Genomic DNA, 23,987 nt, shown 5'->3' with positions numbered 1-23,987 from the left:
GTCCTCGATTGTGCGTTGGATGGTATAGAGTCTCGGCGCGCGCTGGGCAACGTCAATGCCGGTCGTCAGAGGCAATCAATGTGGCGCTTCTTCGACGGGCAGCGCCTCAATGATCACAAAGGCTTGAGCGAGCGGGAAATCATCCGTGATGGTGAGGTGGATTGCCGCCCGATGGCCGTTTGGCAGGATCTTGTCCAGCCTGGCCTGCGCTCCTCCGGTCAGAGCCATGGTCGGCGCGCCACTGGGCAGGTTGACGACACCCATGTCGCGCCAGAACACGCCCTGCGCCATACCGGTGCCCAGCGCCTTGGCGCAGGCCTCCTTGGCGGCGAAGCGTTTGGCATAAGAGGCCGCGCGGGCGCCTCGATTGTCCGAACGCGCCTGTTCGACCTCGGTGTAGATTCTCTGGATGAAGCGCTGGCCGTGACGCTCCAGCGATTTCTCGATGCGTCTGATGTCGATCAGGTCGCTGCCGATGCCGATGATCATCGCGCGGTGGAACCGATGCTTGCGCCGGGATGGGACGATTGCGCATGCCGGCTTGCGCGCTCGGCCAGACGTTTGCGCCGTTGTTCGCGGAAAGCGTTCATGCCCCAGCGCGTGAGGGCGTAGAACAGCAGCCCGAAGGCGAGCCCGAGCGGAACCGCGCCTATCAGCATCGGTTCAAGGACCGGTTTCCACAATTGCGCGAAGGAGAGGTTGTGCAACATCTCGCCCAGATGTGCCGGCGGCCCATGCGTCGGCAAGCGGTCATGCAGGATGAGCTTGCCCGTTTCCCACGACGCCCCCCATAGCAACGGGAAGGTCAGGGGGTTGCCGAAAAAAACCGCGCCGAGAGCGGCCGCCACCAGATTGCCGGCGATCACCCAGCACAGGAGGGCAGCGATGATGAAATGGAAACCGACGGGAAAGAATGAAGCGAAGACCCCCGCTGCAACGCCGGCCGCCACCGCATGCGGTGTGGCCTTCAGCCGCAGGATGCGCTTGGAAAAATACTGAAGCGAGCGCGAAAATGAGCGGCGCGGCCAAAGGTAGGTACGCACCCGCTCATAAAGGCCATCAGGCTTGCGGCGTCGAAAAAGCACTCTGTTCCCGTTCCACGGCTCCCGCAACGGCACCTTAGCCGGGCGTGGTAGCCACATCTTGCGCTTGACGATCACCCAATGGCAATCGCAAGCATGATATAACGACGCGCTGACAGAAGAACAACCAAGCACCGTCTGTCCGATGCGCACTCGTCGCCGCCCCTCGGGGTGGTTCATGCTTCGAACATTGGACAATCGCGGCGAATTTAAGGAAAACTGGCAGTCGCTTTTTCGAAGAGCACCAGCGCTACGGCAGGTATTCGCTGACCTCGACCAGATTGCCGTCCGGGTCGCGGAAATAGACCGACATCATCGGACCGCGGGCCCCGATACGCTCGACCGGACCGAGTTCCACCGCCACACCATTGGCCGCGAGCCGGGCACGGACCTCATCCAGTGGCCCGTCCGTGACCAGGCAGAAATCGCTCGAGCCCGGAGCCGGCGACTTCGCCTTCGGCTCGAAAGTGCGGCCGACCTCATGCACATTGATCTTATGGATACCGAAAGCCAGCGCCGTCGGCCGATCCGCCGCGTCGATGCGCTCAAAACCCAGCACGCGCTGGTAAAACTCACAGGTCACTTCCAGCGAAGCGACCGTCAGCACGAAATGATCGATGCCGGTGATCATTTCCAATTTGTCTTCACGCATGTCGCTTTCCCCAAAACCGCCGCACACTGTTGGGCGAAAAAAATGCCCCGTCAGATGTTGCGGCTGCCGGGCTTGATCGCCGGGATGGCGGCAAGCTCCGGCGGCAGCCGGTCGGCCGGATAGGCCGGGACCTCATACTCGGCCAGCGCGATGAGCGGCACACCGACATCGGTCTTGCCAGCCGAACGGTCGATGATGCAGGCCGCGGCCACTACCTCGGCGCCAAGATCGCGCAGGCACTCGATGGTCTCTCGGATCGACAGGCCAGTGGTGACGATGTCCTCGACGATGACGACACGCGAACCCCTGGCGATCTCGAAGCGGCGCAAGCGGAACTCGCCGCCTTCCCGCTCGACCCAGATCGCCGGCACGCGGAGATGGCGCGAGGTCTCGTAGGCTGGGATCAGCCCGCCGATCGCCGGGCCGACGACATAGTCGATCTTGCCGGGCACGCCTGCGCGGATTTTCTCCGCCAGCGCCTTGCACAGTAGCTCGGTCTTGTCGGCATGCATGAACACGCGCGCCTTCTGCAGGAAGACCGGACTGCGCAGGCCCGAGGTCAAAATGAAATGCCCTTCCAGAACAGCACCCGCCTCGCGGAAAATGCCCAGCACTTCATCGGTGTTCATTTCTGCCTCTTTTTGATTGACCATGACTTTGTCCGAAACCGGAGCATGATCTAGCCATTGACGCGTCTTGCGTCGCTGACGCTCGAATTGTCCTTGAGCTGCGACAGCAGCCGGTTGAGGTGCTTGAGATCCCAGACTTCGAGATCGATCAGCATTTCGGTGAAGTCGGGCGCAGTGCGCACCATCGACAGCGTATGGATATTGGCGTCGTTCGAGGCAACCACCTGCGCTATATCGGCGAGTGACCCCGGCGCGTTGATGGCGGTGACCGAGACACGCGCCGGAAAGCGTTCCTTGGTGCGCTCATCGATGTCCCAGCGCACGTCGATCCAGCGCTCGGGCTGGTCATCGAACGCCTGCAGCGCCGGCGACTGGATCGGATAGATGGTGATGCCGGTGCCCGGCTGGACGATGCCGACGATGCGATCGCCAGGCACTGCCCCTTCCGGCGCGAAACGCACCGGCAGATCGCCGCGCACGCCGCGAATCGGCACGGCGCCATCGCGTGGCTGGTCCTTGTCCTTGCGCGCGGCACGACCCGGAATCTGGAACAACATGCCGGCGGCATTGCGGATCTTCGACCAGCCCTCCTCGCGCGGCTTGGGGACGGCCGTAGTGACGCGCTCATCCTTGTAGTCGGGGAATACCGCCTTCATGACGTCGGTGGAGGCGAGCTCGCCGCGCCCGACGGAGGCCAGCACATCCTCGATGTCCTTGCGCGCCAGCCTGTGCAGCACCTGCTTCAGGCTCTCCTTGGTGAAGGTCTTGCCGGCACGCTCGAAGGCGCGTTCCAGGATGCGGATGCCGAGACCCGAATATTGCTTGCGGATGGCGTTCTTGGTGGCACGGCGGATGGCCGAGCGCGCCTTGCCGGTGACGACGACCGATTCCCATGCCGCCGGCGGCACCTGCGCCTTGGAGCGGATGATCTCGACCTCATCGCCGTTCTTCAGCTCCGTCATCAGCGGCATGATGCGGCCGTTGACCTTGGCACCGACGCAGGTGTCGCCGACATCGGTGTGCACCGCATAGGCGAAATCGATCGGCGTCGCGCCGCGCGGCAGCGCAATCAGCATGCCTTTCGGGGTGAAGCAGAACACCTGGTCCTGGAACAGCTCCAGCTTGGTATTTTCGAGGAAATCCTCGGGATTGTCGCCCTCGGCAAGCTGCTCGATGGTGCGCCGCAGCCAGGCGTAGGCGTTGGTTTCCTTCGAAATCGCGTGGGCGGCGCCATTCGTCTTGCCGCCGGTGTCCTTGTAGATCGAATGGGCAGCGACGCCGTATTCGGCGATTTTGTTCATCTCTCGGGTGCGGATTTGCAGCTCGACACGCTGGCGCGACGGGCCGACGATGGTGGTGTGGATCGACCGATAATCGTTCTGCTTCGGCGTCGAGATGTAGTCCTTGAAGCGGCCCGGCACCATCGACCACGCGGTGTGGATGGCGCCAAGCGCCCTGTAACAATCCTCGACCGTGTCGACGACGACGCGGAAGCCGAAAATATCCGAGAGCTGCTCGAAGGACAGCGCCTTGGCCTCCATCTTGCGGAACACCGACCACGGCTTCTTCTGCCGGCTCTTCACGCCGGCGTTGATCGCATGCTTCTCGAACAGCGTGGACAGCGCCTTTTCGATGTCCGTCAGCACGCCCTTGTTGCGCTCGAAGATTTCGGCAAGCCGTGCGGTGACGGCGCGATAGGCTTCCGGATTGATGAAGCGGAAGGCGATCTCTTCCAGCTCCTCGCGCATGCCTTGCATGCCCATGCGGCCGGCCAGCGGCGCGTAGATATCCATCGTCTCCTCGGCGATGCGCAGGCGCTTGGCCTCCGGCATGTGGTCGAGGGTGCGCATATTGTGCAGGCGGTCGGCGAGCTTGACCAGCAGCACGCGGACATCTTCTGAAATCGCCAGCAGAAGCTTTCTCAGGTTTTCCGCCTGCTCGGCCTTCTTCGAGACGAGATCGAGCTTCTTCAGCTTGGTCAGGCCCTCGACCAGCTTGCCCATTTCGGGGCCGAACAGATCGTCGATCTCGGCCCGTGTGGCGGTCGTGTCCTCGATCGTGTCGTGCAGCAGGGCGACCGCGATCGTCGCCTCGTCCATATGCATCTCGGTGAGGATGGCGGCGACTTCGAGCGGGTGCGAGAAATACGGGTCGCCGGAAGCGCGCTTCTGGTGGCCATGCTTCTGCATGGCATAGACATAGGCCTTGTTGAGCAACGCCTCGTTGACGTCAGGCTTGTAGCGCTGGACGCGCTCGACAAGCTCATACTGACGCATCATGGGCGGGATCTCGCAGCGGTGAAATGAATCATGCGCCGCACTGCTGTACGGCGCATGTCATAGATAGCCACGAAACTGCCAGGACGGAAGTGCCGGATGCTTGATCCAGGCTCTTAGTAGTCGTCGCTTTTTTCCGGTGGCACCAGACCCTCGATGCCGGCCAGGAGATCTTCCTCGGTCATGCGGTCGAAGGTGATGTTCTCCTCGGCGTCATCGGCGTCGGTGGCAGCAACGGCGGTGCCGGTCTGATCGGCAATCGCCTCGCCATCGGCCTCGGGCTCGTCGACCTCGACATGCTTCTGCAGCGAATGGATCAGATCTTCCTTGAGGTCGTCGGGCGACAGCGTCTCATCGGCGATCTCGCGCAGCGCCACGACCGGGTTCTTGTCGTTGTCACGCGGCACGGTGATCGGCGCGCCCTGGCTGATCTGCCGGGCACGGTGGCCGGCAAGCAGCACCAGTTCGAAGCGGTTGTCGACCTTGTCGATGCAATCTTCAACGGTTACGCGGGCCATGGATTGCCCCTTTCATGCGATGGATTTGATGGAAAACAGGCGCGGTCCATAACCCGAACGCCGCCAAAATACAAGCATCATGGCAATGGCCGGGCTTCAGGGCGCTTAGGACCGAGATGATCAACCCGACGATGAGGGATTCAGAGTTCGGACGAGACAACCAATCAATTCGTCATACAGCAGCAGGCACTGGGGGAGGAGTTGATCACTGTGAAGAGATACGTCGCGCCCAGCTACTTCACAACAGCTTTTCCTTCATCCACAATTCGACCCGCCATGGCCACCATCTCTGACAATTTTATTTGTATGCTGGGGCTCGATCTATTTATGGCTCTTCCGTTCCATTCAGGGCTTATAGACTCAAAAACATATCTATGTACATTTCCCATCCCTTCTCTCTCGCCCATTCGTATCGACTTGTCAAATGACTTTATGGCGTCACTAAACAATATAAAAGCTTCTTTCAAATTGAAAGTTATGCTTTCCTCTCGTGATCTATGATTATACCTAGTTCCAAACTCTATTGTCGCCTTGTCTGGTATTGAAGCGGCTGCCTCACTCCAATCAGCCGCACTTACCTTGTTGAATTGAGCAGCCAAGGGAAATAGACCAATCAAGTCCGCTGGAGGTTCGTATGTCCAAGCCGATGATACGGTGCGTATGATGTCGGTCACCTGCTTAATTTGACGCAAATCCATTTCATACGCGCTACACGCAAAAGCTAAGAACTCCACCGGATTGCCCATTGGCGAGCGCAATCTTTTTAGATTGATGTCTTGAGCTTCATACGCCACTAGCTGCTCCAAGGGCGGCTTGCTCAATTGATAGGTTCTATCGAAAAACCGCTTCAGATACCGGAACCCGTCAAAATTTGCGCCGTAGGCACCAGCTATACTGTGCTGAAGCTGATCACTATTAGTCGCAAAAACGAAGGCGACGTTGTTAGCATCAAAGAGGTGCTTCACCCGCTCCAAAAGTGAAATCGCATACGACGGACGGCAACGATCGAGCTCATCAATCAAAATAAAGAGCGGAATTTTCTTCTCCGTAAGGGCGCCAATCGCCGTTTCCAGTTTTTGGCGAAATCCTTCGGCAGACGCGTTATGTGAGTTAAACTGATCGATTAATTTCTGTGCGCCGGTGTCTATAACGCCTTGAATTTCGACGACGATCTCGTCGGCTCCGGCCTCGATGGCCTCTTCTAGCGCGCTCTTTTCGGTTCCTTCGGACCCAACGACTGCTGGCGTAGGTGGTGCATCGCCCATGATCATGTCGGCGATCGCCTCAACCTCATCTTTGCCAACGAATTTCTTGAGAAGGGTTTTGGCGACTCCTGCGCCGAACCTGGTGGCGATAGGTGCGGCATTTTGCTTGACTCCCTTCCAAAGAGCTGCGGCCTTTTTCTCTTTCTTGACATACGGCTTTAGAGCCTCGTCGATGGCTGCCAATATTGCTATGAAGGGGTCATCTAGATGATCGTCACGCCAAGCATTCACTCGCGCCACGACATGATCGATTTCTAGTTGCTTACCAAGCCGCTCCAGGAAGAACGTTTTTCCTGCTCCCCATCTCGCATCGATGTTAACTACATATGATCCGGCGACTTTGGCGGCTTGTCGATCTTGCATACGCCCAACTAGAAAGCGCTGCAAAAACTCCGCTTCACTTTTTCTGTCCAAAAGATCGTCATCCCAAATCTGATCGATCAATTTCTTGATTTCGTCGCTCATTTGCCCCTCCTGAACCCGCTGCAACTTCTCATGCCTCGTTACAGGTTCCAGCGCAAGAATAGAGATCGTAATACGAAAGGCCGGGCCGGCCTGCGACGAACCGGCATTGATCACAATTGCTTGCAGTGCCGCACGCGCCCTTGGATTGCCGTGAATCTGGCGCTATCTCGGATGGCGTGGAGGTCAGCCGGTTTATTATGAGCCTGACCGAACGTCGCTATCGCATTTCGTTTAGACGGCCGTTTATTTCGAGAAGGAATATTTTCCATGTTCGACCCTCGTGAAAAAATCGCCCTATTCATCGACGGCGCCAATCTCTATGCGACGTCGCGCGCGCTCGGCTTCGACATCGACTATCGCAAGCTCCTGTCGAGCTTCCAGAAACGTGGCTATCTTCTGCGCGCCTATTATTACACGGCGCTGGTCGAGGATCAGGAATACTCCTCGATCCGTCCGCTGATCGACTGGCTCGACTATAACGGCTTCAAGGTGGTCACCAAGCCGGCCAAGGAATTCACCGACTCGACCGGCCGCCGCAAGATCAAGGGCAATATGGACATCGAGCTGACGGTCGATGCGCTGGAGCTCGCCGATGTCGTCGACCACTATGTCATCTTTTCCGGCGATGGCGATTTCCGCACGCTGGTCGAGGCGCTGCAGCGGCGCGGCCGCAAGGTGTCGATCGTCTCGACCATGGCCTCGCAGCCGCCGATGATCTCCGACGATCTGCGCCGCCAAGCCGACCATTTCATCGACCTGACGACCTTGAAGAACGACGTTGGCCGCGATCCGTCCGAGCGGCCGGTGCGCAGGCCCGAGCCGGCCGAAGTCGACGAGGATGATTACTGAGGCCGGTCGCCTTGACCGCCCTTTGCGCCTCAGAGCCTAGTCGCGACTGCCCGCTCTGCCCGCGGCTGCACGACTACATCGCCGAGTGGCGGCAGCGCGAACCATCCTGGTTCAATGCGCCGGTGCCGACTTTCCTGCCCTCGGAAGGTGACGCGACGGTCCAACTGCTGATCGTCGGGCTGGCGCCCGGCCTTCGCGGTGCCAACCGAACGGGCCGCCCGTTCACCGGCGACTATGCCGGCGACCTGCTCTACTCGACCCTGATTTCGCACGGTTTTGCACGCGGCGAATTCAAGGCCAGACCCGACGACGGATTGGAGCTTGTCGGCACGGCGATCACCAATGCTGTGCGCTGCGTGCCGCCTGAGAACAAGCCGGTGGGCGCGGAGATTGCCACCTGCCGGACATTCCTGGTGCCGACGATCGCCCGGTTCCCTAATTTGCGCGCCGTGCTGGCACTGGGATCGATCGCGCATCAGTCGACGGTGCGGGCGCTGGGCGGGCGCGTCGCCGCCTACCCGTTCAAGCATGGCGGGCAGCTGCCGGCCGGTGGCGTCACGCTGTTTTCGAGCTATCACTGCTCACGCTACAACACCAATACCGGCGTGCTGACCGAAGCGATGTTCGTTAGCGTTTTCAGCCAGATAGCGGAATTCTTGCGGACATAAATGTTTTTGCAGTAATTAGAGCTAGTGTCCGCAGACATCAACTCAGCGCGGCAGTGCATTCAGCGCATCCAACATGGCTGGCCCACCCTGCAGCACATTCAGGTCGACATCGCCATTGATGCCGTCAACGCGACCCCTGTTGTGGTACTGCCAGTAGACCCAGTCGTCGCGATCCGGCTCCAGGAGCAATGAGCGGAGCCAGAGCGGACGGGCAGCAATGCGCCCTGCATACGCTTCCGCTGCGTCGTCGGTCAGATAGACCACCGCCGGCTTGCCGAACGCCGCCTCGACTGGAGCGAGGAACGCGGCCAGTTCGGCGTTCAATTGTTCGGGCGTCGGCCGCTGCGGGCAGTTGCCGCCGAATTCGATATCGACCACCGGTGGCAGCAGGGGCTGATCGTGCGGCACCACCGAGATGAAATTCTTCGCCTGGTCCGCACCCGGCCGGCAAAAGGTGAAAAAGTGATAGGCGCCGACGGCGAGACCGGCGGCCCGGGCCTCTTCCAGATTCCGTGCGAAAGCATCATCGACATGATCGCCGCCTTCGGTCGCCTTGATGACGGCAAAGGCGACATCGTCGGCGGCTACGCGCCGCCAATCGATCTGGCCCTGATGATGGGAGACGTCGATGCCCCTGACCGGATATTTATCGCGATCCGGCGAGAATGACCTGAAATAGAGATAGCCGCCTGCTGCGAGGAAACACAACAAGACCAGGCTGGCCAAACCAAAGAGAACAATCCGGTTCTTCAAGCGAATGGCCCCGCCTACCCACGCTCTTTTAACAGCCGGCCCTTCTCGCGCGACCAATCGCGCTGCTTCTCGGATTCGCGCTTGTCGTGCAGTTTCTTGCCGCGGCCGACAGCGAGCAGCAGCTTGGCGCGGCCCTGGTCGTTGAAATAGATTTTCAGCGGCACCAGTGTCATGCCTTCGCGGTCGACACTCTGTGACAGTTTCGCCATCTCGCGCTTGTTGAGCAGCAGCTTGCGGCGCCGCCGCGGCTCATGGTTGAAGCGGTTGGCCTGCAGATATTCCGGCAGATAGGAATTGATCAGCCAGATCTCGCCACCTTCGACCGAGGCATAGCTGTCCTGGATGTTGGCCTGGCCCTGGCGCAGCGACTTGACCTCGGTGCCGGTCAGCACCAGACCGGCCTCGACCGTGTCAAGCACCTCATAGGAAAACCGCGCCTTACGGTTTTCCGAAACGGTCTTGTTGTTGGGATCGGCTTTTCTGACTTGATTCATGATGTGGAGAGGTGGCGCCTCATCCCTAATTAATCAAGCCGGCGTACTTCATAGCCGCATCGATCTTGTCGGCAGTCGACTGTTCGATCGTCACCAGCGGCGAGCGCAGCACGTTTTCGACCTTGCCTAGCTTCGACAGCGCATATTTGGCGCCGGAAACGCCAGGCTCGATGAAGATCGCCTTGTGCAGCGGCAGCAGGCGATCCTGCAGATCCAGCGCCCTGACGCTGTCGCCGGCAAGCGTTGCCTCCTGGAATTCGGCGCAGAGCCGCGGCGCGACGTTCGACGTCACCGAAATACAGCCGACGCCGCCATGGGCGTTGAAGCCGAGCGCCGAAGCGTCCTCGCCCGAGAGCTGGATGAAATCCTTGCCGCACGTGGCGCGCTGCTCGGAGACCCGTTCGACCTTGCCGGTGGCATCCTTGACGCCGACAATATTCTTGAAGTCGTGCGCGAGCCGCCCCATCGTCTCCGGCATCATGTCGATGACCGAGCGCGGCGGGATGTTGTAGATGATGATCGGCAGCTTGGTCGCCTTGGCGACCGCCGCGAAATGCTCGTAAAGACCGCGCTGTGTCGGCCTGTTGTAGTAGGGCGTGACGACGAGGGCGGCATCGGCGCCGGCCTTCTCGGCATACTGCACGAGGCCGACTGCTTCCTCGGTGTTGTTGGAGCCGGCGCCGGCGACGACCGGAACGCGGCCCTTGGCCACCTCGATACACACCTTGACGACCTGGCGGTGCTCGTCATGCGACAGCGTCGGCGACTCGCCGGTGGTGCCGACCGGCACCAGGCCCGTCGTGCCCTCTGAGAGTTGCCATTCGACGAACGCGCGAAAGGCTTTCTCGTCGAAACGCCCGCTCTTTTGGAACGGTGTCACGAGCGCAGTAAGCGAGCCTCTCAGCATGTCGTCCAACTCCTTGGCACTTCTGATGTTTTGTGTCGGTGTTTGTGGTCGCGCCTTCTAACCGAAAGCGAAGCGGCGCACCATAGTCTCGACATGGTTGCGCGGCAAGCATTGCCATGGTGCCAGCAAGCGCAATTCGAACAGCCTCGCTAACCCTTTGTTTACGGGCTCTTCACGACCTAAGTTTAGGCTTCGAGGCATCTTCGCCAGCCTGTGGAATGCCAGGACAAGGAAAGACTTAAGGATCATGCCGGGCGGTCGGCCTCACCTTTTCGCGCTGCTTGGCGCCACGCTCGCGCTGATGCCGGGCATGGCGATCAGCGGTAGCGTGGACGTACGGGTCACCTCAGCCATTCCGATGCCAGGCGCGGCAATTGCGCTGCCAGACCTGCAGGATAGGACGCGACAGGCGCCCTTGCCTGACGTCGCCCCCCTGAAAAGCGGGCTGGATGCGTTGGCGGCGGGCGATAGTCCCCGCGCTCGTGGAGTGCGCAATGCCCTTCCGGCTCAGTCGCTCGACCAGCATATCCTTGCCTGGGCGATCGCGCTTTATGGCGGCGACAAGGTTCCGAGCGGCGATATCACTGCTGCGGCCAAGATGCTGCCCAATTGGCCGGGCACCGTCGCCCTGCGCAGGAACAGCGAGCGCGCACTCTATCGCGAGAACCCTGCCCCCGACATCGTTATCAGGGCGTTCGACGGCAGCCAGCCGCAGACATTCGAAGGCGTGATGGTTCTTGCCCGCGCCTATGTGGCGTCAGGCAATATCAAGGCGGCACGTTCGGTGCTGTCGCCCTTCTGGCGCACCGCGATCCTGGAGGCTAGGGACGAGGCGGCGCTGATCAAGGAATTCGGCAGCTTGATCCCGGCCACCGACCACCGTTTTCGCATGGAGCGCATGTTCTATGCCGACCGCGCGAATTCCGCCTTGCGCGTCGCCGGCCTGGCCGGCGCCCAGCAACTCGCCGAGGCCTGGGCGGCGGCCGACAAAGGCGACAAGAACGCGCCCAAGCTGCTGAAGGCCGTGCCGGCAATGCAACGTTCGGCCGGCTACTTCTTCGCGCAGGCCGAATATCTGCGCAAGCAGGAGGATTTTGCCGGGGCCGCCGCCATTGTGATGCAGGCGCCGACAGATCGCGACGCTCTCGTCGATCCGGATGCCTGGTGGGTCGAGCGCCGGGTGTTGTCGCGCGAACTGGTAGACCAGGGCGACATGAAGACCGCGTACAAGATCGTCGCCACACACGCCGCCGAAAGTGCCGCCAATGCGGCAGACGCCGAATTCCATGCTGGCTGGTATGCGCTGCGCGGCCTGAACGACCCAAAAACCGCGGCCAGTCATTTCGCTCGCATCGCGAACCTCGCCCAGGGGCCGATGACGCTGTCGCGCGCCTATTACTGGCTCGGCCGTGCCGCGGAAGTCGGTGGTCCGGGCAATGCAAAGGACTATTTTGCGCGCGCCGCTGCCTATGGCACGACATTCTACGGTCAGCTTGCCGCCGAACGCGTGGGCCGGCAGGCGCTGAACATCGCCTACCCCTCGCCAAGTGCAGCCGACCGGCAGAATTTTGCCGGCCGCGAGGCCGTCAGCGCCATCAAGCGGCTGCAGGAGGCGGGCTACGACCGCTATGCCGAGACGCTCTATCGCGACCTTGCCGGGCAGTTGACCAGTCCGGGCGAACTGGCACTGCTGGCTGTCCTTGCGGAAAAGCAAGGGAACCATTTCATGGCGCTGAAAATCGGCAAGATCGCCGGGGCGCGTGGCATCGATGTCGGCGCATTGTCGCATCCGCTCGGCGTCATTCCCGATTCGGCCGACATTTCCGGCTCGGGCAAGGCCCTGGCCTATGCGATCGCCCGTCAGGAAAGCGAATTCAACATCGGCGCCGTGTCCAGCGCCGGCGCGCGCGGGCTGCTACAGCTGATGCCGGGAACCGCAAGGCAACTGGCGAAGAAGGCCGGGCTGCAGTTTTCGCAAACACGGCTGACCACCGATGCCGGCTACAATGCGACGCTTGGCTCAGCCTTCCTCGGCGAACAGCTCGATCGCTTCAACGGCTCCTACGTGCTGACCTTCGCCGGCTACAACGCCGGCCCCAACCGAGCCAGCCAGTGGGTGGCCAGATATGGCGACCCGCGCGGCAAGGACATCGACGCGGTCGTCGACTGGATCGAGCGGATTCCCTATACGGAAACAAGGAGTTACGTTCAGCGCGTGATGGAGAATTACGAGGTCTACAAGATGCGTATTTCGGGCAAATACGACATTGTCGGGGATCTGGTGAACGGGCGGAGTTGAGGCTTTCTGTCCTTCTCCCCTTGTGGGAGAAGGTGTCGCCGAAGGCCACGGATGAGGGGGGTTCCAGGGAACGCCAACGCCTCACTTCGCAGGAACACCCCTCATCCGTCTCGGCGCTAGCGCGCCGATTCACCTTCTCCCACAAGGGGAGAAGGCAAGAGCGCCTTTCATTTGACCATCCCTGCCCTCGCCTGTAGCTGTCCAAATCGGTACAGCGAGATCGAACATTCCGATGGCAAGCAAGCAAAATTTCTCCGACTTCTTCTACAGTGCACCGGATGGGCTAAAACTTCATGCGCGCATCTACGGTGAGGCCAATAGCGGACCCTGGCCGGTTGTCTGCCTGCCTGGCCTGACCCGCAACGCCAGGGATTTTCACGAGCTGGCGCTCTATCTGTCGACGGATGCGGCAACTCCGCGCAAGGTAATCGCCTTCGACTACCGTGGGCGCGGGCAGTCAGCCTATGATCCCGACGCCAAAAACTACAATGTCGGCGTGGAGGCTGGCGACATCCTGGCCGGGCTGACGGCGTTGAACATCGGAGAAGCGGCCTTCATCGGCACCTCGCGCGGCGGGCTGATCATCCATGTGCTCGGGATGATGCGGCCATCGGTCCTGAAAGCCATTGTTTTCAACGACATCGGGCCGGTGATCGAGGCGGCCGGACTTGCCCATATCCAGTCTTATCTCGAGCGCGACCCGGCACCGAAAACCCGCCCACAGGCAATTGCCGCCCAGCGCAGCGTGCATGACGAAGACTTCCCCGCCCTTGCCGGCGCCGACTGGGACCGGATGATATGGGCTCTCTACCGCGAAACGGATGATGGGCTGATGCCGGATTTCGATCCGAAGCTGGTGGCTACCGTGGCGAGCCTCGATCTGACGCAGAAGCTGCCTGATCTATGGCCTCAATTCGAGGCGTTGGCCGCCATCCCGTTGCTCGCCATACGTGGTGCCAATTCGAGATTGCTGTCCATAGATTCGCTCAAGCAGATGAGAGAGCGCCATTCCGTGATGGAGGCGATCACTGTCGAGGGCCAGGGCCATGCGCCATTCCTCGAGACCGGCAGCCTACCGGGCGACATAGCCGCTTTTCTCGATCAAGCCGAGCGGAAGAATATCCTGAAGTAAATCCCATGACCAAACAAGGTCACGGGATAGCCATGATAGTATAGATGGGGATTCTTTAGCCTACTTGGCTTTTGAACTTTTCCGAGTCGCTTTCGGCGACTCCTTTGCGGCGGCGGCTGCCTCGTCCTTCTTTTTCCGCCCTGCCGTCGGCGACGAAGGCGTCGTCATAGGCGAAGAAAACATGGAGCCTTCAGCGCGATTGCCGCCCGGCTGAGTCGATCGAGGTGTTTCCAGCACGATGACACAGCCATCGAGATCGTTGGTGGCCAGATGCGCGTAGCGCATGGTCATCGACAACGTCTGGTGGCCGAGCCACATCTGCACGCGCCGGATGTCGATGCCGCCCTGGACAAGGCGCGAGGCGCAGGTATGGCGCAGTATGTGCGGCACCACCTGGTCGTCTGCGCCAAGTCCGACTTCGGCCTTCGCGTCGTTCCAGATGGCACGAAACTGTGCCTGGCTAAGCTTTGTGAACGGTCCTTTGGGCCGGCGACCCTCAGTGGGAGGCAGCTTGATGACCTCCTTGACCCGCTCGGTCATCGGAATGGTGCGGCTGCGGCCGGATTTGGTGATCCAGAAACTGACGCGATGCTCCTGGATATCGTTCCAGATCAGCCCAAGCGCCTCGCCGAGACGGCATCCGGTATCGACCAGGAAGACGGAAAGCCTGTAGGCATCTTCGCTTCGGCTCTTGATGGCGGCGAACAGCCTTGCCTCTTCGTCCCTCTCGAGGAAGCGAATCCGCCCCGCCCGCTCCTTCTGGCGGCGGAACTCGGGCAGGCTGTGGATATCTCCCATCTTGTGAGCCTTGCGCAGCAGTTTGCTGAGGGCAGCCATCTTTCGATTGATGGTTGCGTTGCTGTTGCCGCGCTGGCGCAAGGTGCCGATAAGGTTGTCCAGGGTACTTTGGTCAAAGGCGCTGAAACGCTCCCCAAGGAGAATTTCGTCTATTTCGCCGATGAACGAGCTGACATTATACTTATGCCGCCCGTCGTCCCACAATATGTCCCGATATGCTGAAAAAAGATCTCCGACCCGATGCGACTTTACTTCTCTAATCTTGTTGTAGGTGTATCGAATCTTCGGATTTTGAGAAGAAAACATCGAAAAATGATCAGAGGACTCGCCCTCTTGAATCGCTTCGTTCGTCATCATTTGCCACACCCCCGAGTGGGATAGGTCAGCCCTACCCGCTTGGAAGAGTCCTTTCAAGAGAATTTAATCACGCAGTTGTGATTTCATCCGCCCATCAGCGGATCCCACGAAACCACTCCACGGATTATTCAGCTACCGTTACCCCCATCCTTCTGTTTGCCTCGATCCAGCCACGAAAACAAAAACAGCCCGGGCGTTGTGCGCCCGGGCTGGATTTCACCTGTAAGGAACCAGCCCTTAGAACGAGCGCTGGAAGCGGAGCATGCCGCCGATGTTGCTCTTCTTGTCGGCATTGGTCCAATTGGAGAAGCCGGCCTCATCGAAATTGCCTGCGTTGAGGTAGTCAACTTCGGCCGTCACAGTGAAGCCTGGGACAACGTCATAGGCGATGTTCGCAGCGATGCCGAGGTTCTTCCAGTCATCATACGAAATCTGGGCGTTGAACGAGGTCTTCTCGTTGAACTTGTAGGTGCCACCGCCCCACACTGCCCAGTTGCCGCCCCACTGCTTGTAGAAGCCGCGACCGCCAGCCGAAAGCGTATAGCTCGGATCGTTGAGGTTGTCGTCGGTGCCATAGCCACCAATGATGAACAACGACAACTCGTTGGAAACGTTCACATCCAAGCGAACTTTGCCAGCGACTTCTTCGTAGTTGCTGTCATAGGCAAGGACACCGGTGATCGCGCCCCAGCCCTGGGTCCACTTCACGCCGCCGACAACATGCGGAACATAGCTGTCGATCGTGCCGACGCCATACGCGCCAAGAGTGCCGTCACCCGAGCCTTCTTCGAGCGAGAGCACGGCCGAGAACCCATTGCCTGCGTCGAAATAGTACTGGACGACGTTGGTGTCGAAGTCGCCGTAGGGAACCAGCGTATCCTGGATGACGTTGCCGGCATAGCCGATGAACGTATTGAAGGCCGATTCGTCTTTACCGACGCGCAGACCACCGAGCTGGATCCAGGCGAAATTCAGCGAAGCACCGCTGTTGCCAGCAGGATTGCCATAGTAGGTGGCATAGTCGTTGGCGTTGTTGAAGTTGAAGCGGGTCTCGGTGTAGGTCTTCAAGCTTCCGAGCTCGGTCTCCTGGCCGGTCCAGGTCTTCAGCGTGAAGCGGGCCTTCTTGCGCCAGGTATCCTGTTCGTCACCCGAATTCACGTCACGGGACTTCGCACCATCGAACGAACCGACGTCACCACCACTGATGTCGTAACGTACATAGCCGCCGATGCGCAGGCAGGTTTCGGTGCCAGGGATGTAGAAGTAGCCAGCGCCGTAGACGTCACAAATCTTGACGTATTCAGCGGGTTCCGGCTCGGCGACGACGACGGCGTCGGCGGCGCGTGCACCGGAAACTGCGATCAGGGCCGCAGCGGAGCCGAGGAGAAGGCTCTTGATGTTCATTTTCTGACCTCCAGTCAAAAGTTAAAAAACGGGTCTGGGTATTCTTTGCTGAAGGACAGCGTTCCCTGCCCCATCCCCACTACCGAAAAAGATGCGCACCGCGCCGCTCCTTCGAAATCGACATTACTCATGAGACGGCGGCGTTCAACCACGATCGTACCGGTGAAAGGGCTGCCTGGCTGCTATCCCCTAGCGTTGTTGCACAAATGACACGATTTGGCCTCACTCAGAAAGCTCTCGTTAACCATCAGGCCACCGCACCCCCTTGCTCGTCGCCGAATCCGGCGATGGACCGACGGAATCATGGCGAGTTCCCGAGTCGCTGGCCAGAAACAACCGCAGAACCGCCACATCCATGGAAGGTCGCGGTTCGGCGCCTTCTTATTTTTGCATATAATGATGCGGGCTTGTTGATTGTGCCGGCGCTTTTCTTTATCCAGCGGCGCAACGGAGAGGTGGCCGAGTGGTCGAAGGCGCTCCCCTGCTAAGGGAGTAGAGGTCAAAAGCTTCTCGTGGGTTCGAATCCCATCCTCTCCGCCACCCTACGCCCTGCGGGCTTCGGGTGGCAGGCCACCCGGAACCGCATTTCGGGCGTGGGAGTGTCGCCCGAAGCTACCAAGTAGCGTAGGGGGACCATGTGGTACGTGTATTTCCTGCAGCTTCATAATGGCGGTGTCTATGTCGGGTCGACAAACGATCTTCGACGCCGGTTCGAATCGCATCAATCAGGCTATGTGACTTCGACCAGGGCCCATCTGCCTGTAGCCCTGAAGACCTAATCGCGGTCGAAATCGAGGCCAAACGCGCGGCAACTCGAGCGATATTTCAAGACCGATCGGGCAAGGCTTTCGCCAGTAAACGGTTTTGGCGAACAGAGCCCGCTGAAGGCATTTTTACCTATCCACCTGAAACATAAAGAAAAAAAGGCCTGAGAGCTGGTTTTTGCCGACCTCCGCTCTCGATTCTGACTGGAGGTCAGAAAATGAACATCAAGAGCCTTCTCCTCGGCTCCGCTGCGGCCCTGATCGCAGTTTCCGGTGCGCGCGCCGCCGACGCCGTCGTCGTCGCCGAGCCGGAACCCGCTGAATACGTCAAGATTTGTGACGTCTACGGCGCTGGCTACTTCTACATCCCCGGCACCGAAACCTGCCTGCGCGTCGGCGGCTATGTCCGTTACGACATCGGTGCTGGCGACGTCGGCTCGTTCGATGGTGCTCGCAGCAATGACGTGCAGGACGGCAAGAACCAGGGAGCCTGGTACAAGAACACCCGCTTCACGCTCAAAACCTGGACCGGCCAGGAGACCGAGCTCGGCACCTTGAAGACCTACACCGAGACCCGCTTCAATTTCGGCAACAGCAACGGTGATCCCGACTTTGGCCCGAACGATGCGCACAACAAGGACGTATCGCTGAACTTCGCCTGGATCCAACTTGGCGGTCTGCGCGTCGGTAAGGACGAATCGGCCTTCGATACGTTCATCGGCTACGCCGGCAATGTCATCCAGGATACGCTGGTTCCCTACGGCGACTTCGACACCAACGTCGTCCAGTACTATTTCGACGCAGGCAATGGGTTCTCGGCCGTGCTCTCGCTCGAAGAAGGCTCGGGCGCCGGCTCCGTCGACGATCTTGGCAACGGCAAGTATGGCGTTGGCACGATCGATAGCTATGTTCCGCATGTTGTCGGCGGCGTGAAGTGGACCCAGGGCTGGGGCGCGATCACCGGTGTCGTTGCGTATGACAGCAACTACGAAGAAGTCGCCGGCAAAGTTCGCTTGGATGTGAACGTTTCCAACGAGTTGTCGTTGTTCATCATGGGTGGCTATGGCACCGACGACAACCTCAACGACCCGACCTATAATCAGCCCGCGGGCGGTCGCGGCTTCTACAAGCAGTGGGGCGGCAACTGGGCAGTGTGGGGCGGTGGCACCTACAAGTTCAACGAGAAGACCTCGTTCAACCTTCAGGCGTCTGCTGATGACTGGAAGAACGTCGGCGTCGCAGCGAACGTTGCCTATGACATCGTTCCCGGCTTCACCGTCACGGCCGAAGTTGACTATCTTCATGCCGGCAAGTTCGATGAGGGCAGCACGGATAACGTCGCCTGGACTCCGGCCGACAAGAAGAACAGCGTCGGCGGCCTCCTCCGCTTCCAGCGCTCGTTCTAACGGACCGAGCCTGGCCGAAAATCTAACCCGGCGGGCAACCGCCGGGTTTTTCGGCCGTCGCGCCTCTTTTAGATCTTGCAGGTGTCGACCTGCTCAATGGATGGACTGCCCGGATTGCCGGAGCAGGCGACGCGGTGTGCACTGACGATGCCTGGATTTCCAGATCAGATATGGGCCAAATCGCCTAGGGCCTCGATCAAGGGCTGGATCTCGCTTTCGTAATTCTTCCACTGCCTGACGGAAGACTTATAGATCGGCTGGCGCACCTGCCAATTGCTATAGGTGTTTACGGAGCCGCCCCTGTCAAAAAAGCGCAAGCAGATATCGTCCCAGGGTAGTCCGAGATAATCTATGAGACAGCGCGACTGCTGTTCTTGATTTTCAATCAACGTCTCGTACCGGTTTTCGAAGATACGGCCCGGGAAAATCTTGTCCCAATGCCGCATCAGGCGATCATACTCCCTGTAGTAAAGCCCCAGTGTCTCCAGATCGGCGCTGTAGCTATGCGCTTCATTGAATTGCAGGACAAAGCAAGAGATACAGTTGTCAATGGCGTCGCGGCGACAATGAATAATGCGGGCGTTGGGGAAAAGAACGCCAATAAGGCCGACCAGCTCGAAATTGTGAGGCATCTTGTCGATAATTCGAAGCGCATCGGGGGCCCGCTCGCGCAGATAGGCAAGATGTTCCGCAGCCAGCGCCCTGGACAGCTGTGGCGTCATCGATGCGATCGCCTCACCCGGGCTTATGCCGGATCCATACCTAAGATCGAGCCCATTCGATGTGCGCCTAAGCTTTGTTAACTCGCCAGCACCATGAACATAGGGATGGCTGGCGCAGATCTGCTCAGTCAGTGTCGTTCCCGAGCGAGGCATCCCGACTACGAACACGGGCAACTCCGAGACATTGCCAGAAGCAGCCCTTGAAGCCACCAAATCCGGTGTAAAGGTTTCGATCAGGGCGTCGACCCAACGACGATAGGATTGAAGATCGAACCTGCTGCCGCCGGCTTGATTTCCTTTTTTGAAGTGCTTCATCGCCTCCTTGTAGCGACCGAGGTCGTTGAGCAGCTTTCCGGCTGCGTGATGGAGCGCCGTCGCTCCCTTAGACCCGTGGTCAGGGTCTTGAAGCTCCGTCAGGATCGCAGCGAGTTCTGGTGGCTCTTCAGTGAATTTGTGCGTGCGTACAAGTGAATTGTAGGCAGCAGGTATCGCGATGCGCCGATCTATTGCCTCTTTGAGATGAACCGCGGCTTCGTCCATGCGGCCGAGGCTTGCCAGCGCACGAGGCAGCCCCAATCGGGCCATAGGATGATCTCGATCGACCCTGAGCGCCTTCTCAAAGAGAGGCAGCGCCATTTCCCCCTTGTCAAACGAATTGTATGCATCGCCCAAGGCGCAAAGCGCTTCCACCAGATCTGGCTTCAATGCCAATGCGTGCTGAATGTGTTTGATCGCTGGTGTAAACTCGCTGAGCCTCAAATAGGCTTGACCGAGGCTTAGGTGATAGTAGGGGTTTAGAGGCTCCTGCGCGATCGCCCGAGCAAAATACCGCAGGACCTTTTCGTCATCGTACCCGATCCCCAGCGTCCCAAGTATATAAAGGGCCAACGGATGTTCGGGCGTTCTCGCCAGAACGCGATGACAGAGTTCTTCCGCCTCAGGCAATCGATTCTCTTGCTGGAATTCGAGCGCCTGCCTCAACATCATATCGGTGGCCTGAGGGCGAGACGGAGCTGCCTTTGCGGGCTTAGGTTTCGGTTGCCCAATCTTCGGCGGTGCGCCCTTCGGCGCTAGTTGGGTATTAAGGTGCTTGGCCCAAGCGGGCGGCAATCGGTTGCTCATTCTATTCTGCTAACAAAACGGATCGGCGAAATCCAGTGCGGCATTGTCATCTTGCACCGAACATGCCTCCACGCTAGCAAGAAGGCCCTTTTCAAGCGAGCTTCCACCATGCACCAGCGCCCTCCCCTCATGCCACTCATCGCAGCGCTTCCCTCGACGGTGCCGTTTGTCGGCCCCGAAGCGCAGGAGCGCGAGCGTGGCCGCGCTTTTCGCGCCCGCATCGGCGCCAATGAGAGCAGCTTTGGTCCCTCGCCGCGCGTCACAGCCCGGATGGCCGAGATCGCCGGCGACATGTGGATGTATTGCGATCCCGACAATCACGATCTGAAGGTGGCGGTCGCCGCGCATCACGGCGTAAAGGCCGAGAACGTCGTTGTCGGCGAAGGCATAGATGGCCTGCTCAGCCTGGTGGCACGCATGTATGTCGCGCCTGGTGACGCGGTGGTTACCTCGCTCGGCGCTTACCCGACCTTCAACTTCCACATTGCCGGTGTCGGCGGGCGGCTGGTGACAGTCGCTTACGAGAACGACCAGGAAAGCCTGGATGGCCTGCTGGGGGCGGTGCGCAAGGACAAGGCCCCGCTGGTCTATCTCTCCAACCCCGACAATCCAATGGGCAGTTGGTGGGAGGCGAGCGAGATCATCCGCTTCACCGAGGCGCTGCCGCGAACCACCATGCTGGTGCTCGACGAGGCCTATGGCGAACTCGGGCCGGCCTCGGCGATGCCGCCGATCGATATCTCCAGGCCAAACGTCATCCGCATGCGCACCTTCTCGAAGGCTTACGGGCTGGCGGGCATACGCTGCGGCTATGCGATCGCCGAGGCCCAGGTGATCCGCGACTTCGAGAAGATCCGCAACCATTATGGTGTCAGCCGCATGGCGCAGATCGCCGGCGTCGAGGCGCTCGCCGATCAGGACTATCTGCAAAGCGTGGTGGCGCGGGTCGCGGCCGGCCGCCGACGCATCGCAGGCATTGCCGAAGCGAACGGGCTGAAGCCGCTGGCGTCGGCGACCAACTTCGTCACCATCGATTGCGGCGGCGATGGCGCTTTCGCGCTGAAAGTTCTGCAAGGTCTGCTGTCACGCGACGTCTTCATCCGCAAGCCCATGGTGCCACGGCTCGACCGCTGCATCCGCATCAGCGTCGGTCTCGATCACGAGCTCGACATTCTTGCCGAGGAGTTGCCTGGCGCGCTGGCAACAGCGCGGGGAAATTAGGTTCCGTCTGCAAGCAAACCAGCTGCAAAGCAGCCTACAAATCCATTTCCCAGGTCTGGCCGGTCAGATCCTTGCCGAAGCTGTGGTGGTGCTCCTGCGAGACCAGCCTGAAGCCGGAACTTTCGTAGATCGCGCGCGCGGCGACGAGGATGTCGTTGGTCCACAGCACCAGCTTGGCGTAGCCGCAAGCCCGGGCCTGGTTCACGCATTCCGCGACCAGTCGTTTGCCGATGCCGAGGCCGCGCGCCGACGCCTCGACATGCAGCATTCTCAGCTTGGCCATTTCGTCGTCCTGATGAACCAGGAACACCGCGCCGACCGGATCACCACCGCGCTCTGCGATCCAGCAGAAATCGCGGCCGGGCACGAAATTGCGAATGAAATCGGCGCCGATCTCGGCGAGCATGGCCTCGAACTCGATCGTCCAGCCATATTCCTCGGCATAGAGTTGGGCCTGGCGCTGCACGACCCAGCCGACATCGCCGACGCGATGCGGCCGCAACGTCACCTCGCTGCTGTCACGGGTGGGATCGCCCAGCAATTCCCCCGCCTTGCGCAAGGCGCTGCGCAGTTCATGCAACCTGTCGTCGGGGACGCTTTCGATCAGCCGCGCCGTGTCCCGATCGGCCGCCGCCTGCAGTCTGGCAAGCGCTGCCTCGCCTCGTGAGGTCAGCGAGAGGACCCTTCGACGCCGGTCAGCCGGGTCCGTTCTGGCCTCGGTCAGCCCCTGGCCCGCGAACTTGCGCAGGATCCGCGTCAGATAGGCGGCATCGACACGCAACTGTCTTGATATTTCGGAGGCCGCCGGGCCATTCTCCAGCCGAAAAGCACCAGCCAGGAAACCTCGCTCGCCCGCGATTTCGGCGGAAGCCGGGTTGCTGCGGTGACCCAGCTCGAACAGCACGCGCGCCTCGGTCAAAGTGAATGCACTTTGTGTCAGCGTCTCGTCGAGAAGGCCGACGGTGCGCGTGTAGAAGCGATTGAAGCGCCTGACATCGGCCACCAATGCGTTGCGTTCGTCCAACATCCGCAGCCACTCCTGAGGCAGCCGTATTTTCCAAAATTAGTGGACGGAGTCAATTAAATTTTGGGCCAGAGAGGCCAGCGATTGCGCTCGCGCGCAGTTCCCAGGTTGCATTCCTCACGCCACGCGCCAGATTCAAAACGAGACAGGCTTGGAGAGATTCATGGCTGATCGTCGCAGGGAAGTGCTGACGCGGGTCTACGGCAATGTGCAAGGCGTCGGCTTCAGGGCCTGGGCTCGGGATCAGGCCACGAGCCTTGGCCTTGCGGGCTGGGTCCGCAATGAGGCGGATGGGTCTGTAACGGCCCAGATCGCTGGGCTCGATGAGGCGGTCTCGACAATGATCGAGCGCCTCTGGAAAGGGCCGGCCGGGGCTTCGGTCTCCAGGGTCGACGTCGAGGACCTGGCAACACAACACGCTCTTGTCGGGTTCAGGATCATTGCCTGAGCGCGCCGCCTTGAATTAATCGAACGTTCGTTTTATTATCACTCCACAGAGGAGCTGACATGGCGCGCACGACCGGATCCGATGGCGAAAAGACCGAAGCGACCATCCGTGGGGCGGCGGTCAACCTCATCGCGCGGTTTGGCTACGAAGCAATGTCGATGCGCCAGCTTGCCGCCGAGGTCGGCGTCCAGGCGGCCGCGCTCTACCGCTATTTTCCAACCAAGGAAGAGCTTCTGTTCACGCTGATGCGCGAGCACATGGAGGGTCTGGCCACAGCATGGGAAGCAGCCCGCCCGGCGGACGCAGATTCGGCGCAACTGCTCTCGGCGTATGTGCGCAATCACATCGCCTTTCATATCGAGCGACGGCACGCCACGCATGTGTCGAACATGGAATTGCGCAGCCTGTCGCCCGAACGGCTGACGCAGATCCTGCGCATGCGCACTGCCTACGAAAAGGAACTGCGCACTATTTTACGCGATGGCGCCGAGACGGGCACCTTCAGCATCGACGACACCGGGCTGACCGCCATGGCACTGATCCAGATGATGACTGGCGTCATCGTCTGGTTTCGGCCGGGCGAACGCCTGTCGATCGCCGAAGTGACCGCGACATATCTTTCAATGACAATGCGCCTGGTTGGCGCGAGGATCGGCACCTACAGCGCCGCGCGTCCCTTCGGACGCGCAAAGGACGCTGTAGCATTTTGATTTTGCGCATGATCCCTTTCCG

23 protein-coding genes and 1 tRNA gene are annotated in these 23,987 nt (G+C 60.1%); 10 read left to right on the top strand and 14 right to left on the bottom strand.

Features of this window, described 5'->3' with window-relative positions:
- Positions 1 to 75 precede the first annotated feature (75 nt).
- The 7 genes from acpS to AC0L24_RS03375 form a co-directional block, all read right to left on the bottom strand.
- The gene (acpS, locus tag AC0L24_RS03405; protein ID WP_127267159.1) at positions 76 to 489 is read right to left on the bottom strand and encodes a holo-ACP synthase; all 414 of its coding nucleotides are present in this window, start codon (positions 487 to 489) and stop codon (positions 76 to 78) included.
- Positions 486 to 1,085 carry a DUF2062 domain-containing protein gene (locus AC0L24_RS03400; protein WP_127322859.1) on the bottom strand — a complete coding sequence of 200 codons (600 nt, stop codon included), beginning with the start codon at positions 1,083 to 1,085 and terminating at the stop codon, positions 486 to 488. The genes acpS and AC0L24_RS03400 overlap by 4 nt, the downstream gene beginning before the upstream one ends.
- Before the next feature lie 247 nt (positions 1,086 to 1,332).
- On the bottom strand, positions 1,333 to 1,734 hold the full coding sequence (locus tag AC0L24_RS03395; RefSeq protein WP_127322856.1) for a VOC family protein: 402 nt from the start codon (positions 1,732 to 1,734) through the stop codon (positions 1,333 to 1,335).
- Positions 1,735 to 1,784: 50 nt separating this feature from the next.
- Positions 1,785 to 2,363: an orotate phosphoribosyltransferase gene (gene pyrE, locus AC0L24_RS03390; protein WP_127267157.1), complete on the bottom strand. Its 579-nt coding sequence runs from the start codon at positions 2,361 to 2,363 to the stop codon at positions 1,785 to 1,787.
- A 50-nt stretch (positions 2,364 to 2,413) separates the two neighbouring features.
- Positions 2,414 to 4,642: a RelA/SpoT family protein gene (locus AC0L24_RS03385; protein ID WP_023812864.1), complete on the bottom strand. Its 2,229-nt coding sequence runs from the start codon at positions 4,640 to 4,642 to the stop codon at positions 2,414 to 2,416.
- Between the two features lie 113 nt (positions 4,643 to 4,755).
- The gene (gene rpoZ, locus AC0L24_RS03380) at positions 4,756 to 5,157 is read right to left on the bottom strand and encodes a DNA-directed RNA polymerase subunit omega (protein ID WP_013532591.1); all 402 of its coding nucleotides are present in this window, start codon (positions 5,155 to 5,157) and stop codon (positions 4,756 to 4,758) included.
- Between the two features lie 233 nt (positions 5,158 to 5,390).
- Positions 5,391 to 6,887, bottom strand: coding sequence for a KAP family P-loop NTPase fold protein (locus tag AC0L24_RS03375; RefSeq protein WP_473563416.1), 1,497 nt, complete (start codon positions 6,885 to 6,887; stop codon positions 5,391 to 5,393).
- Positions 6,888 to 7,154: 267 nt separating this feature from the next.
- Here AC0L24_RS03375 and AC0L24_RS03370 point away from each other — a divergent pair, with 267 nt between their 5' ends.
- Both AC0L24_RS03370 and AC0L24_RS03365 read left to right on the top strand, forming a co-directional pair.
- A complete protein-coding gene (locus AC0L24_RS03370; protein WP_127267156.1) occupies positions 7,155 to 7,736 on the top strand; it encodes a LabA-like NYN domain-containing protein in 582 nt (193 codons plus the stop codon).
- Positions 7,737 to 7,747: 11 nt separating this feature from the next.
- Entirely contained in the window at positions 7,748 to 8,404 is a 657-nt protein-coding gene (locus AC0L24_RS03365) for a uracil-DNA glycosylase (RefSeq protein ID WP_127810893.1), read from the top strand.
- Positions 8,405 to 8,446: 42 nt separating this feature from the next.
- Here AC0L24_RS03365 and AC0L24_RS03360 read toward each other — a convergent pair whose 3' ends face one another.
- From AC0L24_RS03360 to dapA, 3 genes are read right to left on the bottom strand one after another with little or no spacing between them, the layout of a single operon-like run.
- The gene (locus AC0L24_RS03360; protein ID WP_127810894.1) at positions 8,447 to 9,157 is read right to left on the bottom strand and encodes a glycoside hydrolase family 25 protein; all 711 of its coding nucleotides are present in this window, start codon (positions 9,155 to 9,157) and stop codon (positions 8,447 to 8,449) included.
- A 14-nt stretch (positions 9,158 to 9,171) separates the two neighbouring features.
- A complete protein-coding gene (smpB, locus tag AC0L24_RS03355; protein WP_013532594.1) occupies positions 9,172 to 9,651 on the bottom strand; it encodes an SsrA-binding protein SmpB in 480 nt (159 codons plus the stop codon).
- Positions 9,652 to 9,676: 25 nt separating this feature from the next.
- Positions 9,677 to 10,558 carry a 4-hydroxy-tetrahydrodipicolinate synthase gene (dapA, locus tag AC0L24_RS03350; protein ID WP_473563415.1) on the bottom strand — a complete coding sequence of 294 codons (882 nt, stop codon included), beginning with the start codon at positions 10,556 to 10,558 and terminating at the stop codon, positions 9,677 to 9,679.
- A 247-nt stretch (positions 10,559 to 10,805) separates the two neighbouring features.
- Between dapA and AC0L24_RS03345 the strand changes: the two genes are divergently transcribed.
- Positions 10,806 to 12,857, top strand: coding sequence for a lytic transglycosylase domain-containing protein (locus AC0L24_RS03345; protein WP_127810896.1), 2,052 nt, complete (start codon positions 10,806 to 10,808; stop codon positions 12,855 to 12,857).
- A 232-nt stretch (positions 12,858 to 13,089) separates the two neighbouring features.
- Positions 13,090 to 13,989, top strand: coding sequence for an alpha/beta fold hydrolase (locus AC0L24_RS03340; RefSeq protein WP_127810897.1), 900 nt, complete (start codon positions 13,090 to 13,092; stop codon positions 13,987 to 13,989).
- Between the two features lie 60 nt (positions 13,990 to 14,049).
- Here the strand turns inward: AC0L24_RS03340 and AC0L24_RS03335 are convergent, their stop codons facing one another.
- Positions 14,050 to 15,144 carry a tyrosine-type recombinase/integrase gene (locus AC0L24_RS03335; protein WP_127810898.1) on the bottom strand — a complete coding sequence of 365 codons (1,095 nt, stop codon included), beginning with the start codon at positions 15,142 to 15,144 and terminating at the stop codon, positions 14,050 to 14,052.
- Between the two features lie 237 nt (positions 15,145 to 15,381).
- Entirely contained in the window at positions 15,382 to 16,548 is a 1,167-nt protein-coding gene (locus tag AC0L24_RS03330) for a porin (RefSeq protein WP_127810899.1), read from the bottom strand.
- A gap of 449 nt (positions 16,549 to 16,997) precedes the next feature.
- Between AC0L24_RS03330 and AC0L24_RS03325 the strand changes: the two genes are divergently transcribed.
- The 3 genes from AC0L24_RS03325 (at position 16,998) to AC0L24_RS03315 (ending at position 18,718) form a co-directional block, all read left to right on the top strand.
- A tRNA-Ser gene (locus AC0L24_RS03325) sits at positions 16,998 to 17,088 on the top strand.
- Positions 17,089 to 17,183: 95 nt separating this feature from the next.
- A complete protein-coding gene (locus tag AC0L24_RS03320) occupies positions 17,184 to 17,327 on the top strand; it encodes a GIY-YIG nuclease family protein (protein ID WP_245481753.1) in 144 nt (47 codons plus the stop codon).
- Between the two features lie 203 nt (positions 17,328 to 17,530).
- Positions 17,531 to 18,718 carry a porin gene (locus AC0L24_RS03315; protein WP_127397410.1) on the top strand — a complete coding sequence of 396 codons (1,188 nt, stop codon included), beginning with the start codon at positions 17,531 to 17,533 and terminating at the stop codon, positions 18,716 to 18,718.
- A gap of 164 nt (positions 18,719 to 18,882) precedes the next feature.
- Here the strand turns inward: AC0L24_RS03315 and AC0L24_RS03310 are convergent, their stop codons facing one another.
- On the bottom strand, positions 18,883 to 20,562 hold the full coding sequence (locus AC0L24_RS03310; RefSeq protein ID WP_127397409.1) for a tetratricopeptide repeat-containing sulfotransferase family protein: 1,680 nt from the start codon (positions 20,560 to 20,562) through the stop codon (positions 18,883 to 18,885).
- A 108-nt stretch (positions 20,563 to 20,670) separates the two neighbouring features.
- On the opposite strand from AC0L24_RS03310, the gene AC0L24_RS03305 reads away from it, so the two are divergent.
- Positions 20,671 to 21,783 carry a pyridoxal phosphate-dependent aminotransferase gene (locus tag AC0L24_RS03305; protein ID WP_127810901.1) on the top strand — a complete coding sequence of 371 codons (1,113 nt, stop codon included), beginning with the start codon at positions 20,671 to 20,673 and terminating at the stop codon, positions 21,781 to 21,783.
- 34 nt (positions 21,784 to 21,817) lie between these two features.
- Here AC0L24_RS03305 and AC0L24_RS03300 read toward each other — a convergent pair whose 3' ends face one another.
- Positions 21,818 to 22,810 carry a bifunctional helix-turn-helix transcriptional regulator/GNAT family N-acetyltransferase gene (locus AC0L24_RS03300; protein ID WP_127810902.1) on the bottom strand — a complete coding sequence of 331 codons (993 nt, stop codon included), beginning with the start codon at positions 22,808 to 22,810 and terminating at the stop codon, positions 21,818 to 21,820.
- A gap of 160 nt (positions 22,811 to 22,970) precedes the next feature.
- Between AC0L24_RS03300 and AC0L24_RS03295 the strand changes: the two genes are divergently transcribed.
- Positions 22,971 to 23,255: an acylphosphatase gene (locus AC0L24_RS03295; RefSeq protein WP_127396809.1), complete on the top strand. Its 285-nt coding sequence runs from the start codon at positions 22,971 to 22,973 to the stop codon at positions 23,253 to 23,255.
- Between the two features lie 59 nt (positions 23,256 to 23,314).
- Positions 23,315 to 23,965, top strand: a complete 651-nt coding sequence (locus tag AC0L24_RS03290) for a TetR/AcrR family transcriptional regulator (protein WP_127321262.1) — start codon at positions 23,315 to 23,317, stop codon at positions 23,963 to 23,965.
- Positions 23,966 to 23,987 lie beyond the last annotated feature (22 nt).

This window comes from Mesorhizobium sp. WSM4809, from assembly GCF_055811655.1.
Note: the sequence above shows the minus strand (reverse complement) of the source record. Positions and strands in the feature narration are given on the sequence as shown.

Bases quoted from the DNA above. Each gene is read 5' to 3' on its own strand.
- AC0L24_RS03340 (WP_127810897.1), top strand. From the start codon at position 13,090: ATGGCAAGCAAGCAAAATTTCTCCGACTTCTTCTACAGTGCACCGGAT.
- AC0L24_RS03395 (WP_127322856.1), bottom strand. From the start codon at position 1,734: ATGCGTGAAGACAAATTGGAAATGATCACCGGCATCGATCATTTCGTG.
- rpoZ (WP_013532591.1), bottom strand. From the start codon at position 5,157: ATGGCCCGCGTAACCGTTGAAGATTGCATCGACAAGGTCGACAACCGC.
- acpS (WP_127267159.1), bottom strand. From the start codon at position 489: ATGATCATCGGCATCGGCAGCGACCTGATCGACATCAGACGCATCGAG.
- AC0L24_RS03330 (WP_127810899.1), bottom strand. From the start codon at position 16,548: ATGAACATCAAGAGCCTTCTCCTCGGCTCCGCTGCGGCCCTGATCGCA.
- AC0L24_RS03335 (WP_127810898.1), bottom strand. From the start codon at position 15,144: ATGATGACGAACGAAGCGATTCAAGAGGGCGAGTCCTCTGATCATTTT.
- AC0L24_RS03305 (WP_127810901.1), top strand. From the start codon at position 20,671: ATGCACCAGCGCCCTCCCCTCATGCCACTCATCGCAGCGCTTCCCTCG.
- AC0L24_RS03375 (WP_473563416.1), bottom strand. From the start codon at position 6,887: ATGAGCGACGAAATCAAGAAATTGATCGATCAGATTTGGGATGACGAT.
- dapA (WP_473563415.1), bottom strand. From the start codon at position 10,558: ATGCTGAGAGGCTCGCTTACTGCGCTCGTGACACCGTTCCAAAAGAGC.
- AC0L24_RS03290 (WP_127321262.1), top strand. From the start codon at position 23,315: ATGGCGCGCACGACCGGATCCGATGGCGAAAAGACCGAAGCGACCATC.
- AC0L24_RS03295 (WP_127396809.1), top strand. From the start codon at position 22,971: ATGGCTGATCGTCGCAGGGAAGTGCTGACGCGGGTCTACGGCAATGTG.
- AC0L24_RS03385 (WP_023812864.1), bottom strand. From the start codon at position 4,642: ATGATGCGTCAGTATGAGCTTGTCGAGCGCGTCCAGCGCTACAAGCCT.
- AC0L24_RS03370 (WP_127267156.1), top strand. From the start codon at position 7,155: ATGTTCGACCCTCGTGAAAAAATCGCCCTATTCATCGACGGCGCCAAT.
- smpB (WP_013532594.1), bottom strand. From the start codon at position 9,651: ATGAATCAAGTCAGAAAAGCCGATCCCAACAACAAGACCGTTTCGGAA.
- AC0L24_RS03345 (WP_127810896.1), top strand. From the start codon at position 10,806: ATGCCGGGCGGTCGGCCTCACCTTTTCGCGCTGCTTGGCGCCACGCTC.
- AC0L24_RS03300 (WP_127810902.1), bottom strand. From the start codon at position 22,810: ATGTTGGACGAACGCAACGCATTGGTGGCCGATGTCAGGCGCTTCAAT.
- pyrE (WP_127267157.1), bottom strand. From the start codon at position 2,363: ATGAACACCGATGAAGTGCTGGGCATTTTCCGCGAGGCGGGTGCTGTT.
- AC0L24_RS03315 (WP_127397410.1), top strand. From the start codon at position 17,531: ATGAACATCAAGAGCCTTCTCCTCGGCTCCGCTGCGGCCCTGATCGCA.
- AC0L24_RS03310 (WP_127397409.1), bottom strand. From the start codon at position 20,562: ATGAGCAACCGATTGCCGCCCGCTTGGGCCAAGCACCTTAATACCCAA.
- AC0L24_RS03320 (WP_245481753.1), top strand. From the start codon at position 17,184: ATGTGGTACGTGTATTTCCTGCAGCTTCATAATGGCGGTGTCTATGTC.